The 15,656-nt window shown below is 49.8% G+C and carries 17 protein-coding genes; 6 read left to right on the top strand and 11 right to left on the bottom strand.

What is annotated here, in order from left to right:
• Positions 1-44 precede the first annotated feature (44 nt).
• Positions 45-1,595 carry an ankyrin repeat domain-containing protein gene (locus ACO6V5_RS21955; protein ID WP_422413395.1) on the top strand — a complete coding sequence of 517 codons (1,551 nt, stop codon included), beginning with the start codon at positions 45-47 and terminating at the stop codon, positions 1,593-1,595.
• A 215-nt stretch (positions 1,596-1,810) separates the two neighbouring features.
• Here ACO6V5_RS21955 and bioD read toward each other — a convergent pair whose 3' ends face one another.
• The 5 genes from bioD to bioB are packed head-to-tail and all read right to left on the bottom strand — an operon-like array spanning position 1,811 to position 6,308.
• Positions 1,811-2,494, bottom strand: a complete 684-nt coding sequence (gene bioD / locus ACO6V5_RS21950) for a dethiobiotin synthase (protein ID WP_422413393.1) — start codon at positions 2,492-2,494, stop codon at positions 1,811-1,813.
• The gene (gene bioC / locus ACO6V5_RS21945; RefSeq protein ID WP_422135653.1) at positions 2,487-3,305 is read right to left on the bottom strand and encodes a malonyl-ACP O-methyltransferase BioC; all 819 of its coding nucleotides are present in this window, start codon (positions 3,303-3,305) and stop codon (positions 2,487-2,489) included. Before bioC ends, bioD begins: the two co-directional genes overlap by 8 nt.
• Positions 3,290-4,036, bottom strand: a complete 747-nt coding sequence (locus ACO6V5_RS21940; RefSeq protein WP_422135654.1) for an alpha/beta fold hydrolase — start codon at positions 4,034-4,036, stop codon at positions 3,290-3,292. Before ACO6V5_RS21940 ends, bioC begins: the two co-directional genes overlap by 16 nt.
• Entirely contained in the window at positions 4,033-5,208 is a 1,176-nt protein-coding gene (gene bioF, locus ACO6V5_RS21935; RefSeq protein ID WP_422413391.1) for an 8-amino-7-oxononanoate synthase, read from the bottom strand. The genes ACO6V5_RS21940 and bioF overlap by 4 nt, the downstream gene beginning before the upstream one ends.
• The gene (gene bioB, locus ACO6V5_RS21930; RefSeq protein WP_422413389.1) at positions 5,208-6,308 is read right to left on the bottom strand and encodes a biotin synthase BioB; all 1,101 of its coding nucleotides are present in this window, start codon (positions 6,306-6,308) and stop codon (positions 5,208-5,210) included. Before bioB ends, bioF begins: the two co-directional genes overlap by 1 nt.
• 101 nt (positions 6,309-6,409) lie before the next feature.
• Here bioB and ACO6V5_RS21925 point away from each other — a divergent pair, with 101 nt between their 5' ends.
• The gene (locus tag ACO6V5_RS21925; protein WP_422413387.1) at positions 6,410-7,165 is read left to right on the top strand and encodes a ComF family protein; all 756 of its coding nucleotides are present in this window, start codon (positions 6,410-6,412) and stop codon (positions 7,163-7,165) included.
• Between the two features lie 9 nt (positions 7,166-7,174).
• Here ACO6V5_RS21925 and ACO6V5_RS21920 read toward each other — a convergent pair whose 3' ends face one another.
• Complete coding sequence (locus ACO6V5_RS21920; RefSeq protein WP_422135658.1) at positions 7,175-8,191, bottom strand: protein kinase domain-containing protein; 1,017 nt, start codon at positions 8,189-8,191, stop codon at positions 7,175-7,177.
• Between the two features lie 386 nt (positions 8,192-8,577).
• On the opposite strand from ACO6V5_RS21920, the gene ACO6V5_RS21915 reads away from it, so the two are divergent.
• Complete coding sequence (locus ACO6V5_RS21915; protein WP_422137198.1) at positions 8,578-10,095, top strand: IS1182 family transposase; 1,518 nt, start codon at positions 8,578-8,580, stop codon at positions 10,093-10,095.
• Between the two features lie 117 nt (positions 10,096-10,212).
• On the opposite strand, the gene ACO6V5_RS21910 is transcribed toward ACO6V5_RS21915, so the two are convergent.
• Positions 10,213-10,800, bottom strand: a complete 588-nt coding sequence (locus ACO6V5_RS21910; protein ID WP_422413991.1) for a serine/threonine protein kinase — start codon at positions 10,798-10,800, stop codon at positions 10,213-10,215.
• Positions 10,801-11,460: 660 nt separating this feature from the next.
• A complete protein-coding gene (locus ACO6V5_RS21905; RefSeq protein ID WP_422135660.1) occupies positions 11,461-12,363 on the bottom strand; it encodes a protein kinase domain-containing protein in 903 nt (300 codons plus the stop codon).
• Between the two features lie 152 nt (positions 12,364-12,515).
• Between ACO6V5_RS21905 and ACO6V5_RS21900 the strand changes: the two genes are divergently transcribed.
• The gene (locus tag ACO6V5_RS21900) at positions 12,516-13,514 is read left to right on the top strand and encodes a serine/threonine protein kinase (protein ID WP_422135661.1); all 999 of its coding nucleotides are present in this window, start codon (positions 12,516-12,518) and stop codon (positions 13,512-13,514) included.
• 171 nt (positions 13,515-13,685) lie between these two features.
• Complete coding sequence (locus ACO6V5_RS21895; RefSeq protein ID WP_422442581.1) at positions 13,686-14,009, top strand: hypothetical protein; 324 nt, start codon at positions 13,686-13,688, stop codon at positions 14,007-14,009.
• Between the two features lie 457 nt (positions 14,010-14,466).
• Here ACO6V5_RS21895 and ACO6V5_RS21890 read toward each other — a convergent pair whose 3' ends face one another.
• The 3 genes from ACO6V5_RS21890 to ACO6V5_RS21880 form a co-directional block, all read right to left on the bottom strand.
• A complete protein-coding gene (locus ACO6V5_RS21890) occupies positions 14,467-14,682 on the bottom strand; it encodes a hypothetical protein (RefSeq protein WP_422413210.1) in 216 nt (71 codons plus the stop codon).
• Positions 14,663-14,797: a hypothetical protein gene (locus ACO6V5_RS21885; RefSeq protein ID WP_422135664.1), complete on the bottom strand. Its 135-nt coding sequence runs from the start codon at positions 14,795-14,797 to the stop codon at positions 14,663-14,665. The genes ACO6V5_RS21890 and ACO6V5_RS21885 overlap by 20 nt, the downstream gene beginning before the upstream one ends.
• Before the next feature lie 114 nt (positions 14,798-14,911).
• The gene (locus ACO6V5_RS21880) at positions 14,912-15,121 is read right to left on the bottom strand and encodes a hypothetical protein (RefSeq protein WP_422135665.1); all 210 of its coding nucleotides are present in this window, start codon (positions 15,119-15,121) and stop codon (positions 14,912-14,914) included.
• A gap of 241 nt (positions 15,122-15,362) precedes the next feature.
• Between ACO6V5_RS21880 and ACO6V5_RS21875 the strand changes: the two genes are divergently transcribed.
• Positions 15,363-15,575 (top strand): hypothetical protein, encoded by a 213-nt coding sequence (locus tag ACO6V5_RS21875; protein ID WP_422135666.1) that lies wholly within the window; start codon positions 15,363-15,365, stop codon positions 15,573-15,575.
• Positions 15,576-15,656 lie beyond the last annotated feature (81 nt).

Raw genomic sequence — 15,656 nt, 5'->3', positions numbered from 1 at the left:
AATTTTTCTGCATCAAACCCTGGCCACTTGCTTGACCAACACAGATGTTCTTTTTACGGATCGCATTGCTCTCTGTACTCTCCCCATTGACACTTAAGGCCGATCACTGTCCTGTTTGTTTGGCTTACTTTCATGGCCGAAGTCCAGCCCCTGTGGTCGTCAAAACCCAATGTTGTGGTCACCGCTTCGATCTGGACTGTATTTCAAGATGTTTTATTGATCAGCCCATCGGCTCACGTCGGTGCGCTATTTGTCGGCAGGACCCGATGCCTGTGGTGAATCTGAACACCGGTGAATCTCACCCGGATACATTTTTCCCCGATCAGACGTTTTATAGTGCCTGTCTGAACGGAGATTTGGATCAGTTGAATAGGTCACTGGCAGAAGGCGTCAATGTCAATGCCGTTATGACGAATGGCTTGACTGCCTTGCTGATCGCATCCTACCGGGGACACAAGGCTATCGTGGAACGCCTTATCAACGCCGCAGCGAATCTCAACGCTGTCGATGAGGCTGGTGCCACGGCACTGTTCATCGCTGCCCAGGAAAATAACACCGACTGCGTGAAACTCCTGATCAATGCCGAGGCGGATATCAACGCCCGGGCTGAGGATGGCGCCAGCCCACTGTTCATCGCTACACAAGAAAATCACATCGACTGCCTGAAACTCCTGATCAACGCCGGGGCCGATCTCAATGCCGTCTGGATCGAGGATGGTGCCACCCCGCTATTCATCGCAGCCCAGAAGGGCAATACCGACTGCGTGGAACTCCTTATCAACGCCGGGGCGGATATCAACGCCCGGGCTGAGGATGGCGCCAGCCCACTGTTCATCGCTACACAAGAAAATCACATCGACTGCGTCAAACTCCTGATCAACGCCGGGGCCGATCTCAATGCCGTCTGGATCAAGGATGGTACCACCCCGTTGTTCATAGCTGCACAAGAAAATCACATCGACTGCCTGAAACTCCTGATCAACGCCGGGGCGGATATCAACATCCCGAGTGAGAATGGCATCACCCCACTATTCATCACAGCCCAGGAGGGCAATACCGACTGCGTGGAACTCCTCATCAACGCCGGGGCCGATCTCAACCTCCGGAATAAGAGTGGCTCCACCCCATTGCTTATCGCTGCACAAAAAAATCACACCGACTGCCTGAAACTCCTGATCAATGCCGGGGCGGATATCAACGCCCGGACTGAGGATGGCACCACCCCGCTACTCATAGCAGCCGAGAAGGGCAATACCGACTGCGTGCAACTCCTGATCAACGCCGGGGCGAATATCAACGCCCGGGCTGAGGATGGCGCCAGCCCACTGTTCATCGCTACACAAGAAAATCACATCGACTGTGTGAAACTCCTGATCAACGCCGGGGCCGATCCCAATGCCGTCTGGATCGGGGATGTTGCCACCCCGTTGCTCATGGCTGTACAAGAAGATAACACCGACTGCGTGGAACTCCTTATCAACGCCGGGGCTGACCTCAACGCCGTCTTGTCGGATGGCACCACTCTTCTTGCCATCGCAACCGGGATGGGCAATGCTGACTGCGAGAGACTCCTGATCAACGCCGGGGCAAGGTAGGAAAAAAGGCATCATCCCATTCAGCAAACAGCGTGAAGTACCTCCGGATGCCGTTGCCCGAAAGGGCGACATGATCCGATGCCTGTGTTGCGAAGGATTTGCAGAGAAACCTGAACACTGGCTTTTTTATTGCGGTCACCCGGGAAGCAAGCGGCTCACTGTCTCGCTTACTGTGGTGAACTACTCGCTGCTAGGAGCGAGTAGTTCACAAAAGATCAGACAGTTAAAGGAGAGAGATCAAGACTGACTACCGCGTCACCCGGCTGCTGTTCAGAACACCAGGGGACAACGCCAAGGCAGGGCGCATGAATTGACTGCTTGAGAGCTTCAACATTTTCCTGAAAACGGCTCATATCGGGATCCACCTGATTGGCCACCCAACCCGCCAGCTGACAACCACTTTGCAAAATGGATTCGACCGTCAACAGGGAATGACTGATACATCCCAGCTTCATTCCTGCCACCAGAATCACCGGAAGGTTCATCGCCTTAGCCAGATCGGCCAGCATCTCCCGGTCGTTCAGGGGGACTCGCCAACCGCCCGCGCCTTCAATGAAAGAAAGATCATGGCGGGTCATCAGGGCCCCACGGCAAAAGCCGGTCAGACGATCGACAGTGATTCGCCGACCTTCTTCCTGTGCCGCAATATGAGGGGCAATGGGTGCTTCAAAAAGAACCGGATTAACCTGTGAATAACTCAACTTGATATTCATGGCACTCATCAGGTTCAGGGCATCAGCATTTCTTGGGCCGTCTGAAGTCTCATCGGAGCCCGCAGCCACCGGTTTCAGGGCCAGTGTTTTAAGCCCTTGCTCATTGGCAGCCTGCAACATTACACAGGTGACAAAAGTCTTCCCGGCATCCGTATCGGTGCCGGTGACAAAAAACGTTCTAGGCATGGGCTGGTTTTCTTAAAATTCCGTACAACACCTGATAGGAGAGGGGTAAACCGGCGTCCGCCCGAAAAGACTCGTAGGCTTCCTGCAGTTGGGTCAACCGCCTCCGGGTTACCAAACCGGATGGCCGACCATGCACCGTATTTACCCCCAATGCTTTTAATTCTCTCAACATCTGAAACAGCTCGGGGTAGTAAAGCGTCTCAGCCTGCTGCTTAAAAGATTGCTGCCTGAAGCCTGATTCAAGCAACCACAGCCTTTGCTGTTCAAAACTGTCAAAGCCGTTGATATGGACATGACTGTCGACCTGTCGCCAGGCTTCTTGCAACTCCACCATAGTGCCACTGGCCAGGCTGGAGAAAACAAAGACCCCACCCGGTTGGAGTACCCGATAGATTTCCTTCAGCACCGTCTCAAATGAGCACCATTGAATGGCCAGGCTGGAGAACACCAGGTCAAAGCTTTCTGACTTAAACGGCAGTGACTCAATATCACCTGAACACCAGGAAGCTGAGTCGCACTGCAACCGGGCAAACTTGAGCATGCCCATGGCCAGATCCAAACCGGTTACATGGGAATCGGGGAAATGTCCGGAGAGTAACCCAGTCTGGCTGCCCGTACCTGAACCAAGATCCAATACATACTCAGGACAAATATCCGTTGGCAGCCCCATCATGGCTCTGGCTGCTACACGCTTCTGAAGCACTGCAGCGGAGTCATAAGTGGTTGCAGCGCGACTGAAATTGGCAGCAACACGTTGTTTGTTGATGCGGGCTTCTGCCCCACAATCAGCCGCTTTCAGCTTCGGTTGCATAGGCGATTAACCTGATCCGCTACCTGTCTGATGGCACCAGAGCCCTGGTCCAGGAAAAAGCAATGACCGCCTTCCATCATCAGAACTTTGTGACCCGGGTAGTCCTGCTCGATTCTCTTGCCGGTATCAATGGGCACCAGCGCATCATCCTTGCCAAAACAATGCAATACCGGACAACGGATATCAGCCAGCTGTGAACGAACGTCACTGGTACCCAGCAATTTCAGCAATTGCAGAAGAATGGTTGCTTCCAGGTCAGCGTCCCGGCGAATCGCGTTTTGCAAATGTCTGGCGACCTCTTTTCGATTGCCATTACCCATGCAGCAGAGCAGGGAAAACTGGTCAACGGTGGCCGCAGAATCTTCTTGCATTCCGGCATAAAAACTTTCAAAGGTCTGTGGCAGCATTGCTTCTGACCAGTCCTTGTTTCTGACAAAGCAGGGATTACAGCCCAGTGTCACCAGACCGGCTACCTTGTCTGGATTCTGACTGGCGTAGATAGAGGCCAAAGTGCCTCCTAAGGACCAGCCAACCAGGATGACGGGAGGGTCCAGCAAATGCATGTCGAGGTAGTCCAGCAGTTGCTTCCAGTCATATTTTCTGCGCTCCCGGACCAGGCCCGGCAGCTGCACCACAGACACTCGACCATCGCCGTCCAAAGCACTCGCCAGAGGCTCCATGACAGCTGCAGGCATCGCCCATCCACTAACCAGAACAATGGGTAAACTCACGCTACTTCCTCCTGTGATGGGCGTACTGTTCTTTCCAGTGCATGCAGTAGCTGTTCTACATGCTGTTGTTTGTGAGCTGCACTGAAGGTAATGCGTAACCTTGAAGTTCCTTCAGGAACCGTGGGGGGACGAATGGCCGTCACCAGGATACCCTGTGCTGCCAGAGCGTCACTCATGGCTACAGCGGTATCTGCAGACCCGACAATAACAGGCTGAATCGGAGAGTGCGAGTCCATCAGTTTCAGCCCCATCTGCTGGCACTCTTTTCTGAAGTATTGAACCAGCTTATCCAGGTGCTCTCGTCTCCAGCTTTCTTGCTTCAGAATTTCAAGACTCACTCTTGTTGCCTCTGCAATGGCCGGAGGCAATGAAGTGGTGTAGATGTAGGTTCGGGCAAACTGGATCAGAGTTTCAATCAGGGCTTCACTCCCTGCAACGAAAGCACCTGCCGTACCAAACGCTTTACCCAGGGTCCCCACCAGAACCGGCAAGTCTCTCTGACCCAGAGAACAATGTTCAGCAACTCCGCCACCCTTGTTACCCAGAACACCGAAGCCATGGGCATCATCCACCATCAACCAGGCATCCTGTCGATGGGCAAGTTCTGCTAAGGCTTTCAGAGGAGCCAGATCACCGTCCATACTGAAAACGCCGTCAGTAACAATCAGCTTGCGCCGCCCATCGGTGCGGTTCAGCCGGGTTTCAAGGTTTGCCAGATCTTTGTGAAGATATCGTTGAAACCTTGCCCCGGATAACAAACCGGCATCCAGCAGAGAAGCATGATTCAGACGATCCTGAAAAACCGCATCCTCTTTACCCAGCAAGGCAGTGATGACCCCCAGATTCGCCATGTAGCCATTGGAAAACAGCAAAACCCGCTCACGACCGGTGAACTCTGCCAGCTCTTCTTCCAGCTGATGATGGGCACGACTATGGCCAATGACCAAATGGGAAGCGCCGCCGCCGGTACCGTAATCAGAAGTGGCCCGAGCCATGGCAGCACAGATGTCCGGATGATTAGCCAGACCCAGGTAATCGTTATTGCAGAAAGCCAGATAGGACTTGCCATCGACCACCACTTCTGCCCCCTGAGGAACCTCAAGCGTTTTCCTTGTCCGGTAAAGGCCCCGGGCCCGCCGGATTTGAAGGTCCTTCTCAAGGTCGAAAGCCATCAGGAAGCCTGCTGACCCATGGCGTCGTAATACTGTTCATTATTCAGCTCATTATTTAATAAAGAGTCCTGCTCGCGCAGAGGGCATATGGCCTCCAGCGTTTGCTCTTCCAGCCCGTTGGCGTCACCTCTGTTGATACCCAGTTTGTTGAAGAGTTGCCGGTCACGGCTCTCTTTGGGATTGGCCGTCGTGAGCAGTTTGTCACCCAGGAAGATTGAGTTGGCACCTGCCAGAAAAGCCAGAGCCTGCAGCTCATCACTCATGTTTTCACGACCGGCAGACAGGCGTACACAGGAAGCAGGCATCATGATCTTGGCAACTGCGATGGTACGAACAAAATCGATACCGTCGACAGCTTCGACATCAGCCAGGGGCGTACCTTCGACGCGAACCAACATATTTACGGGCACACTTTCCGGATGTTTGGGCAGGTTGGCCAGCTGGATCAACATACCGGCACGGTCTCTTTCTGTTTCACCCAGACCGACGATACCACCACTGCAGATATTCATTCCCGCATCACGCACATGGGCAAGGGTATTAAGACGATCTGAGTAAGTGCGAGTGGTGATGATGCTGCCGTAAAACTCTGGTGAGGTGTCCAGATTGTGGTTGTAATAATCCAGACCAGCCTGAGCCAGCTGTGCAGCCTGATCGTCATTTAACATACCCAGGGTCATACAGGTCTCCAGACCCATTTCCTTGACTCCTTTCACCATTTCCAGAATGTAGGGCATGTCCTTCTCAGGTGGGTTTTTCCAGGCAGCTCCCATGCAGAAGCGGGTCGCCCCGGAAGCTTTGGCGCGGCGGGCTTCTTCCAGAACCTTGCGCACTGCCATCAACTTTTCCTTGTTCAGTCCGGTGTTGTAGTGACCACTCTGGGGACAATATTTACAGTCTTCCGGGCAGGCACCTGTCTTGATGGACAGTAGTGTACTAACCTGCACCCGGTTGGGATCAAAATGTTCTCTGTGGGCCAGCTGAGCCTGGAAGACCAGATCATTGAACGGCATTTGAAACAGGGCTTCGACTTCGTCATGTGTCCAGTCGTGGCGAAGTTTGCTGGGACCTGAGTCCTTGAGGCTTGCAAGGTTAGTCATGTTTTTCACTGATTCTTCCGGGAAGAAGCTCTCTGTTGTAAGTCAGACCAAATATCAGAAATCAAGATCAAAAACAGGATCGATGATAATTAATTGAAACTATGCGTCAATTGTTAAAACGTAACAATATTTACAAGTGGTTAAATCTTAAACAGTTTATTTCCATGAGCTGTCTGTTGTGCAGGGCCGATACACCGATGAATCAGCCCGTTTGCGGCCTTTGCATGAAGTCGTTGCCTGTTGCAGAACAACACTGTCAGTCTTGTGGCATTCCTGTTCCACTTAATGCTTTGGAACTCTGCGCCCGTTGTCTCCAGAAGAAACCGGTATTCGACACCTGTTATTCTGCCTTTAATTACGAGTTTCCCGTTGACCATCTTCTCAAACAGATCAAATACCATCAGCAACTGATCTACCTTCCACCTGTAGCCGATCAATTGACTCGAAACCTGATCCACCACTACGATGGCCGGGAGTGGCCTCAGGCAATACTGCCGGTTCCGCTGCACAATAAACGTCTACGGACAAGAGGCTTCGATCAGGCACTGCTGCTGGCTAGGCAACTGGTTAAAAACCTTCAGCCCTATCAGAAAATAAAATTGGAAGCCCATCTAATCAAACGACAGAAGCACACAATTCCCCAACAGGGTCTGAAGGCTTCAAAACGCAGGAGCAATATCAGGAATGCTTTCTCCATGACGGACAAGTCAAACTATCAATACCTCGCTATAGTGGACGATGTTGTCACGACCGGAGAAACAGTCACGGAAATCGCCCGACTTCTGAAAAAGCAGGGCGTGGAACGTGTCGATATCTGGTGTCTGGCGAGAACACCTGACTACCGCCAGGACCTTTAACCTCTCTTTTCAAGATCCCATGAAAAAACCCAGCACTTCGTCTGCATCAGGCCGATCCTTCGGATTCCAGGCCAGCATTGACCTTATTAATTTCCCATAGCGTTTATCAATAGCCTCCACCTTTTTCATTTGATCGTCCAGATACTCGTTATATCTGTCTTTCTCCATCATCACTCCACAGGTCGGTCTACAGAAAGAAAGGACACCAGAAAAGGGTCTGTCATTCGTTAACAACCTGAAAAGAATAACCCCCGCTGAAAAAATATCGGTTTTCCCGGAAAGGGTCTTGGGTCCCCGATAAAACATTTCAGGAGGTTTATGGCCTTCTGCGCAGAGTACCTTCTGCCTGGCCGGACCAGCACGCTGAGACACACCGAAATCAATGATGGAGAGTTTGTCATCGTTATCCTCATCCACTACCACATTGGCGGGTTTCAAATCCAAATGCCAGATCCCTGAATGATGCAAGTGTGCAACACCCTGCATTAGTTGCCGGGCATAGTTCTCAAACCTGGGCAGTGGTAGCCCTCTGCTCGAATCCCGATCCAAAATATTGCGAAGTGTTTCGCCAGCGTAGGGCATCAATATGTTTGTGCCCTTCGTTTCAATGAGCGGCACAATATTCGGACCCTGAGCAGCTCTGAGCATCTTCTTTTCATGTTTGAGATAATTTTTAGCCAATTTGCCCTCATAGCACTTTCTCATGAGGATTTTAGGACCCTCAGGGAAATCCCAAACCTCACGCCTCACAACGAAGTAATCTTCTTTAACATACTCATCAGTTGAGTTCAGCATTTGCCCATTCACATTGGTTAGTGTTGAGCCCGACATTTGCTCATTCACGCTAACCCGCCTGAACCTGCCCAACACATAGTGATAAGCCGATGAAGCGATGTTACAGGGATTCCTGAGACAACTTTGATCAGTTGGTGAACTATTACCGTTAGAAGCAGAACTATGAACGACTATTGTTGGCGACCCACTTTCAGTAAGAGTAGGGATATGAGCATCCATTCTTATATTCATTTTTTTGTCCTTTTACTGATTGATACAAGCTTTAGAGTCACCGAAAGTAGAAAAAGTTTTATGAAGGAGTAACGGAAAGGTCAGTAAAGCTAACCCTTTTGAGGCGAGTTTCGTAGTGGACACCAGTAGCTAACAATTATCAGCCTATTGGGTCAGGGCGATATCTTCAGATGCTTTACCGACTGGAAGGCTCATTCTTGATGTCACAGTCAGTATCTCAAGAGATCACCCAGCACCTTATCAGCATCAGGCCGGTCCTTTGGATTCCAGACCAGCATTGACCTTATTAATTGCGCATAGTGATTATCAATATCCTCCACTAGGAGCCTGACCGAGAATAGGCTTATCTGTTATGATAAGCCTTAAACCAACTCTGATTATGCCAAATGTCACCACCACCAAAGTTTAAGGACAGTCCTGTTGAGTTTGATCAGCATCTGCTGTTCCCAACCAACGTTTTCGATTTGCTTCCCAAAGATCATGATTGTTTTATTTATGAAAGCATTTTTCAGAACATTAATACGTCTGAAGTCGAAAAAAAATATCACCACCTTGGTCAGCACGCATACCCTCCAAAGCTCATTGTCGCTATTCTGATCTACGCATACAGCCATGGTGTTTTCAGTTCCCGTGAGATTGAGCGACGGTGTCGACAAGACTTGGCGTTCATGTATATCTCACAAATGAACTGCCCGAATTTCAGGGTTCTTGGTGACTTTCGTAAGGATAATCTGTCGTTTTTCCATGACTGCTTCAAACAGTCAGTCAAACTGGCCATTGAACTCAAAATGGCATCACTGGGTCATATCAGCCTGGACGGCTCCAAGTTCAAAGCCAACAGCTCAAAACACAAGGCCATGAGCTACGGGAGGCTCAAAGCGAAAGAGGCAGAACTCAGTGCCGAAGTGGATGAGCTGATCAAAAAAGCCAGTCAGTGTGATCAGGAAGAAGATGACGCCTACAAAGCAACCAATGGTTACAGCATTCCTGAAGACCTCCAGTTTAAAGAAGAGCGCCTGAAAAAAATCAAAGAGGCCAAGAAAGCACTTGAAGAACGTGAAAAAGCTTTAAATCCAGACAAACCAATAGACGACAAAAAGCAGATCAGTTTTGCAGATCACGATGCCCGCATGATGAGCAAGAAGGGGTATTGTGAGTACAGCTACAATGCTCAAATTACAGTTGATTCCGATAACCAGATCATTGTTGGCCAGCATGTCAGCCAACACGCCAACGATGTACAGGAAGTGGAGCCGGCGCTGAGGGCATTATCAGGAGCCACTGATGGCGCGGCTGTAGATAAGTGGAGTATGGATAATGGTTACTTTTCAGGGTCAAACTTACATACAGTCGAGCGACATGAGATTGATGCCTATATCGCAACCGACAAGGCGGAGAAGCCTGCCGCTGACGACCTTGAAAGCTCTGACAGGAAGTTTGTCAAAGCGGATTTTGCGTATGATTCCGAAGCTGATGTATTTATCTGTCCGGCAGGGGAAAAGCTGGTAACGAACCCGGCCAGCAAAAGCAAAAGAAAAAGCTACCGGGCAAACAAGACGGTATGCAGGGAATGCCCTTATCGTCGGAATTGCAGTGATTCAAAGAAAGAGGCTGGCAGGGTTATCCGTACCGATAAGTTTGAAAAAGCACGTCAGGCTATGAATAAGAAAATGGAGACAGCCGGTGCGAAAGCCATATATGAGCGTCGTAAAGTTATTGCGGAGCCACCATTTGGACAGATAAAAGAATCTGGTTTCCGAGGGTTCAGTCTCCGCGGCAAAGAAAAAGTTTCAGCGGAATTTTCACTGGTATGCACTGCGCATAATATCAAAAAATTTGTAAAAGCGGCTTCCACGAGGTCAATCCGTCTTGAAGATTTGAAAGAGGCTAAAAAGGCAGCATAGAGGCTGTGAGAAGGCATAAATATGCAAAAATGAGCAAAATCCCACTAATAATTGGATATTTTTTGCTCATTTTAAGATTTGGGAAAACTTCTGTTGGTCTGGTTGCGCTATTCTCGGTCAGGCTCCTAGTTGCAGTCGACTATTCAGGTACTCGTAATATGAGTCTTCCTTCGCCACAAATCCCTTGTTAAGGAAATTAATAGATTGAGGAAAGAGCCTGTAATTCGTCAACAACTCAAAAAGAATAACCCCTGCTGCAAAAATATCGGTTTTCGCAGAAAGGGCCTTGTGTCCCCGACAAATCATTTCAGGAGATTTATAACCCATTGTGCCCGGATCCTTATTTTTAGCACGACCAGCACGCTGAGACAGACCGAAATCAATAATGGTGAGTTTATCTTCGCCGCTCTCATCCACTAAGACATTGGCGAGTTTCAAATCCAAATGCCAGATCCCTGAATGATGTAAGTGAGCTACACCCTGCATGAGTTGTTGGGCATAGCTCTCAAACTTGGGTCGTGGTAGCCCTCGATCCTGATCCCGAGCCAAAATACAGATAAGTGGTTCGCCTGCGAAGGGCATCAATAGGCTTTTGTCTTTCGTTTCAATAAACGGCACAATATTCGGACCCTGAGCAGCCCTGAGCATCTTCTTATCATTTATGAGAAGCTTTTTACCTGCTCTGTTGTTAAGACACTTTCTCACGTAGATTTTTCTACCCTCAGGGAGCTCCCAGGTCTCCTGCTTCAGAACGAAGCACCCACTGTAACAGAGTAATTTTGAGTCCAGCATTCGACCATTCACATGTTCATTCACATGAGTCCGCCTGAACCTGCCCAACACGAAGTGATAAGCCGATGAAGCGATGTTACAGGGATTTCTGAGACAACTTTGATCAGTTGGTGAACTATTACCGTTAGAAGCAGAACTATGAACGACTATTGTTGGCGACCCACTTTCAGTAAGAGTAGGGATATGAGCATCCATTCTTATATTCATTTTTTTGTCCTTTTCCTGATTGATACAAGCTTTAGAGTCACCAAAAGTAGAAAAAGTTTTATGAAGGACTAACAGTGTGGTCAGTAAAGCTAACCCTTTTGAGGCGAGTTTCGGAGTAAACAACAGTAGCTAACAATGATCAGCCTATTGGGTCAGGATTCTATTTTCAGACGTTTTACCGACTGGAAGGCTCATTATTGATGTTAAGTACCTAACCAGTTGGTTTCGCATATTCTGGACGGCGGCTTTTTCCATCCTTCTGCGTTCCAACCCTGGTTGCGTAGCTATGGCTACGCGCCCGTCGTTGCGCCTTGATGGATGAAAAAATCCACTCGCCAGAATATGCGAAACCAACTGGCCAGGTACTTAGGGTCTGGATCTCATGAAGTGGCCCAGTATCTTCTTTGCATCAGGCCGATGCTGTGGATACCAGGCCAGCATCAACCTGAGTAATACCCCAAGGCTTGGGTCAATGGACTCTACCTCTTTTAATTGCTCATTCAGGTACTCATAATAAACGTCTTGCCTCACCATTACGCTCTTATCGAAGTCCTCTGGAAAAAGCTTTTTATTCATCAACATTTTGAAGAGAGAAACTCCTGCTGAAAAAATATCGGTTTTACTGGAAATAACCTCAGGTCCCTTATGAAACATTTCAGGAGGTTTATAGCCTTCTGTACATACTTCTGACCTTTCAATCGGACCCGCATACTGAGACAGACCAAAATCAATGATGGAGAGATTGTCCTGATCATCGACTACCAGATTTTCTGGTTTCAAATCCAGATGCCAGATCCCTGCATCATGCAGGTGAGCAACACCCTTCATTAACTGTCGGGCAAAAGTCTCAAAGATAGGCAGAGGCATCCTTCTATTATTAAAATGCAAAATCTCCTCAAGTGACATGCCTGCGAAGGGCATCAGTATAGTGTCGTCCTCTGTTTCAATGAGCCTGACAATATTCGGACCCTGAGCCGCTCTGAGAAGCTCCTTTTCAATCCTGAGACGCCGTTCAGCCCCTCTTGGCACAACACACTTTCTCATGTAGATATTTTGACCCACAGGGGACTCCCAGAGCTCTGAGGTCACCGAGAAGTATTCATTCTTATAGACGACTTTGGAGGCCACCATCTCCTCAGGCACGTTAATCAGCCTGAGTTTACCTAATACGTAGTAAACAGCCTTTGCAACAATGTCACAGGGATTCCGGGAACGACCCTGATCAGTCGCTAACCTGTTGCTGGGAAAAGTAGCGCTTTGAACATCCATTTCCGCTTTCCTCAAAAGACCATGAATAACTTTTAGACCCACCAAAAATAGAAATAGTTTTCTGAGAAACTGACAAAAAGGTCAGTAAACCTGACAATGCCGAGACGAGTTTCGTAGTAAACTTCAGCAGCAAACGATGATGGGAGCCTTCTATGAGTTCAGATATCCAACACCCTTATGAGCGACTGACGCCTGATCGGGTGATGGACGCTGTGGAAAGCCAGGGATACCTGTGTGACGCCAGGAACCTGGCTCTGAACAGCTACGAAAACCGTGTTTACCAGGTTGGGATTGAAGATGGCTTGCCGATTATTGCCAAGTTTTATCGCCCGGAGCGCTGGAGCCGGGAGGAGATTCTGGAAGAACACGCCTTCTCGCTGGAGCTGCAGGACATGGAATTTCCGATTGTGGCCCCCCTCCGGAACGAGAATCAGGAAACCTTACATGAATTTGAGGGCTTCCGGTTTGCCCTGTTCAAACGCATGGGAGGCTACCCACCGGAACTGGATAACCTGGATCATCTGCTGGTGCTGGGTCGTTGCATGGGAAGGTTACATAAACTGGGCTCAGCGGCACCTTTCCAGCACCGTCCGGCCATTAATCTGCAAAGATACGGCATCGACAATGTCACCTGGCTGCTGGATCATGATTTTATTCCCGCCACCCTCAGAGAAGCTTATGAAACCCTGACCCGGGACATTCTGGATCGTCTTGCGCGAATCGAAGCCCAATACCACCCGAAAATGATTCGGGTGCATGGCGATGCTCATGTCGGCAATATTCTCTGGCGGGATGATAACCCTCACTTTGTCGATTTCGACGACACCTGCATGGCTCCCGCTATTCAGGACTTGTGGATGTTTCTGAGCGGTGACCGGGCCAGCCAGACCCTTCAACTGGCAGAGCTTTTAGAAGGTTATGAGGAATTTCACGAGTTTGACCCCATAGAACTCAATCTGGTGGAATACTTCCGAACCCTCAGGCTGATCAACTATTCTGGCTGGCTGGCCAAACGCTGGACGGACCCGGCCTTTCCCATGGCATTTACCTGGTTCAATACCGAGCGTTACTGGTCAGAACATATTCTGGAGCTGAGGGAACAGATGGCTAATCTGGATGAACCCGTGCTTTCAGTTTACGGGAATAGGTGAGTTGTTGATTATTGTGTCCGGAAAACAAGGTTTCATTTGCATAACCACTTGAACATGACTACGACAGCCTGTACTCCCGACACATTTTAAACCGGTAAGGCTTGCAAAGGTGTCTCTGCTCCGTCGGCCGCCCTCACTTTTGGTGCCACCACTGATTTTACGCCGTTTGACGTGTTCTCTTCCGTCATTCCCGGCTTCATTCTCGTCATTCCCGGCTTCATTCTCGTCATTCCCGGCTTCATTCTCGTCATTCCCGGCTTCATTCTCGTCATTCCCGGCTTCATTCTCGTCATTCCCGCGAAGGCGGGAATCCACACTGACTCTCCACCAGAACCATACTGCCCGGTGTCCCCCTGGCCTTGTCATCCCCGAGAAAGCAGAGATTCACCGTTGGCGCTGGATTCCCGCCTTCGCGGGAATGACGGGAGTGAGGCCGGAAATGACGGGAGTGAGGCCGGAAATGACGGGAGTGAGGCCGGAAATGACGGGAGGTGAACCAGGGTTTTGCGACACCCTTTGTTGCGTGGGAACGAGGGGTGTATGGATATCAGAGCTTAGCTGCACTAGTCGCTGTGTTTATAGTTATCCATTAACAGGATTAAGGTATTGCCAGAAAACAGATGGATCTTTTTGTCAATCCTCTCTTTAGTGCTGCTATTCAGGGTATTAGCCATGACTCCTGAGCCGTTCATATACAGGGCAAGGGCGTTGTAACAGCTTCTTTTAAACGAGGGGGTGAATCACTCAGGCTATAGATTCAACAATATGGCCAGAGAGGCTATGACCCCCAAAGCATTGGTCACTGGGATTGTATCCGCCGATCAAGTAGAAACCGGGTTGATATTGAAAGTCGCATTGGTAGTCGCATTGCTAATAGAAGCAGAGGACTAAGGGTCTGTCATGCAAACAGCTGAGTCAAAGTTGAACTGACCATCGACGTTGGTCAGTCCAGTCAAAGCAGTGTCTTTGGAATCATTGACAGGAGCCAGCTATTCACGATCTGGCAAAGTGTCGGTGCACTGGTCGTTGCCGGGCCGACGGTTGAACTCTCGGATTTCTGGCACTCACCTGCCAGTGGCAATGGATCAACGGCTTTCAGGGGGGAATCTTCGTTGTCTACTTTCCACAAAATCATTCCCCGAAAGTGGTTACAGGTCAGCATACTCAATGACATCCACCAGTCGATGAGTAATCTGCTCCTGCTGCTGGGCGATGAACTTTAGCAGGTTCGGGGACTGATCCGTGGAGGGTAATGAAATCACAGGCTTGAGGCTAGACGACAAATTGGAACTTTGCCTCATGTACCGGTTTTTGAGTACTTACGGCGACTTCAATCCTGATTCGCTGTTTGGGTATATCTCTTTGCTCAGGTGCAGTAATGATAGAAATCTGCTGGGTTAATCTTCATAAACCGCCTGCTTGTCAACAAGGTGTGTGTTTCTGCCAACACGTTTTAAATCTCGCCAGTCAGCCTCTTTTGACGCCATACGCAAGGGGCGTCCATTAGAATCAATGCAGTCAATAATCTTGGATGCTGGTCGTTTGGTATGAGTGAACTCGATTGTTCCAAAAGGGGTTTTGTACTCCCCTTTGCGACCGGTAGTCATTACTGTTAACCGGTCAATCGGAATACGTAGCGCCCCTGCTTATCGAGAGCAGGCAGGCTCCTGGTGCAGCCAAGCCCTGATATCCATACAGCCCACTCGTTCCCACGCAGAGAGGCTTTCACAAAACTCTGGTTCCCATGCTTTTAGGCCCTGTGGGTCCCAGCGTGGGAACCCATACCTATCTCGCGCCTCAGAGTCCGCTGTTCAGGGGAGGAGATATGCATTCCCACGCACAGCGAGGGTGTCGCAAAACTCTCTCCGGCGTGGGAACGCGCTGACTCCCGTCATTGCCGGCTTCATTCTCGTCATTCCCGCGAAGGCGGGAATCCACACTGACTCTCCACCAGAACCATACTGCCCGGTGTCCCCCTGGCCTTGTCATCCCCGAGAAGGCAGAGATCCACCGTTGGCGATGGATTCCCGCCTTCGCGGGAATGACGACTTCAGAGCGTGAGAACGAGCTGTTGAAGTTTTGCGACACCCTCACAGCGTGGGAACGAGTGGTTGGAGTTTTGCGGCACCCTCTCTGCATGGG

The organism is Endozoicomonas sp. ALD068, assembly GCF_049310145.1.
Lineage (GTDB): Bacteria > Pseudomonadota > Gammaproteobacteria > Pseudomonadales > Endozoicomonadaceae > Endozoicomonas_A.
This window is presented reverse-complemented; position numbering and strand designations above follow the sequence as displayed.

What these genes read in the sequence shown, in the direction of transcription:
- ACO6V5_RS21955 (WP_422413395.1), top strand. Translation starts at nt 45, where the DNA reads ATGTTCTTTTTACGGATCGCATTGCTCTCTGTACTCTCCCCATTGACA.
- bioC (WP_422135653.1), bottom strand. Translation starts at nt 3,305, where the DNA reads ATGCAACCGAAGCTGAAAGCGGCTGATTGTGGGGCAGAAGCCCGCATC.
- ACO6V5_RS21880 (WP_422135665.1), bottom strand. Translation starts at nt 15,121, where the DNA reads ATGACTACCGGTCGCAAAGGGGAGTACAAAACCCCTTTTGGAACAATC.
- bioD (WP_422413393.1), bottom strand. Translation starts at nt 2,494, where the DNA reads ATGCCTAGAACGTTTTTTGTCACCGGCACCGATACGGATGCCGGGAAG.
- bioF (WP_422413391.1), bottom strand. Translation starts at nt 5,208, where the DNA reads ATGGCTTTCGACCTTGAGAAGGACCTTCAAATCCGGCGGGCCCGGGGC.
- ACO6V5_RS21915 (WP_422137198.1), top strand. Translation starts at nt 8,578, where the DNA reads ATGTCACCACCACCAAAGTTTAAGGACAGTCCTGTTGAGTTTGATCAG.
- ACO6V5_RS21905 (WP_422135660.1), bottom strand. Translation starts at nt 12,363, where the DNA reads ATGGATGTTCAAAGCGCTACTTTTCCCAGCAACAGGTTAGCGACTGAT.
- ACO6V5_RS21920 (WP_422135658.1), bottom strand. Translation starts at nt 8,191, where the DNA reads ATGAATATAAGAATGGATGCTCATATCCCTACTCTTACTGAAAGTGGG.
- bioB (WP_422413389.1), bottom strand. Translation starts at nt 6,308, where the DNA reads ATGACTAACCTTGCAAGCCTCAAGGACTCAGGTCCCAGCAAACTTCGC.
- ACO6V5_RS21900 (WP_422135661.1), top strand. Translation starts at nt 12,516, where the DNA reads ATGAGTTCAGATATCCAACACCCTTATGAGCGACTGACGCCTGATCGG.
- ACO6V5_RS21925 (WP_422413387.1), top strand. Translation starts at nt 6,410, where the DNA reads ATGCGTCAATTGTTAAAACGTAACAATATTTACAAGTGGTTAAATCTT.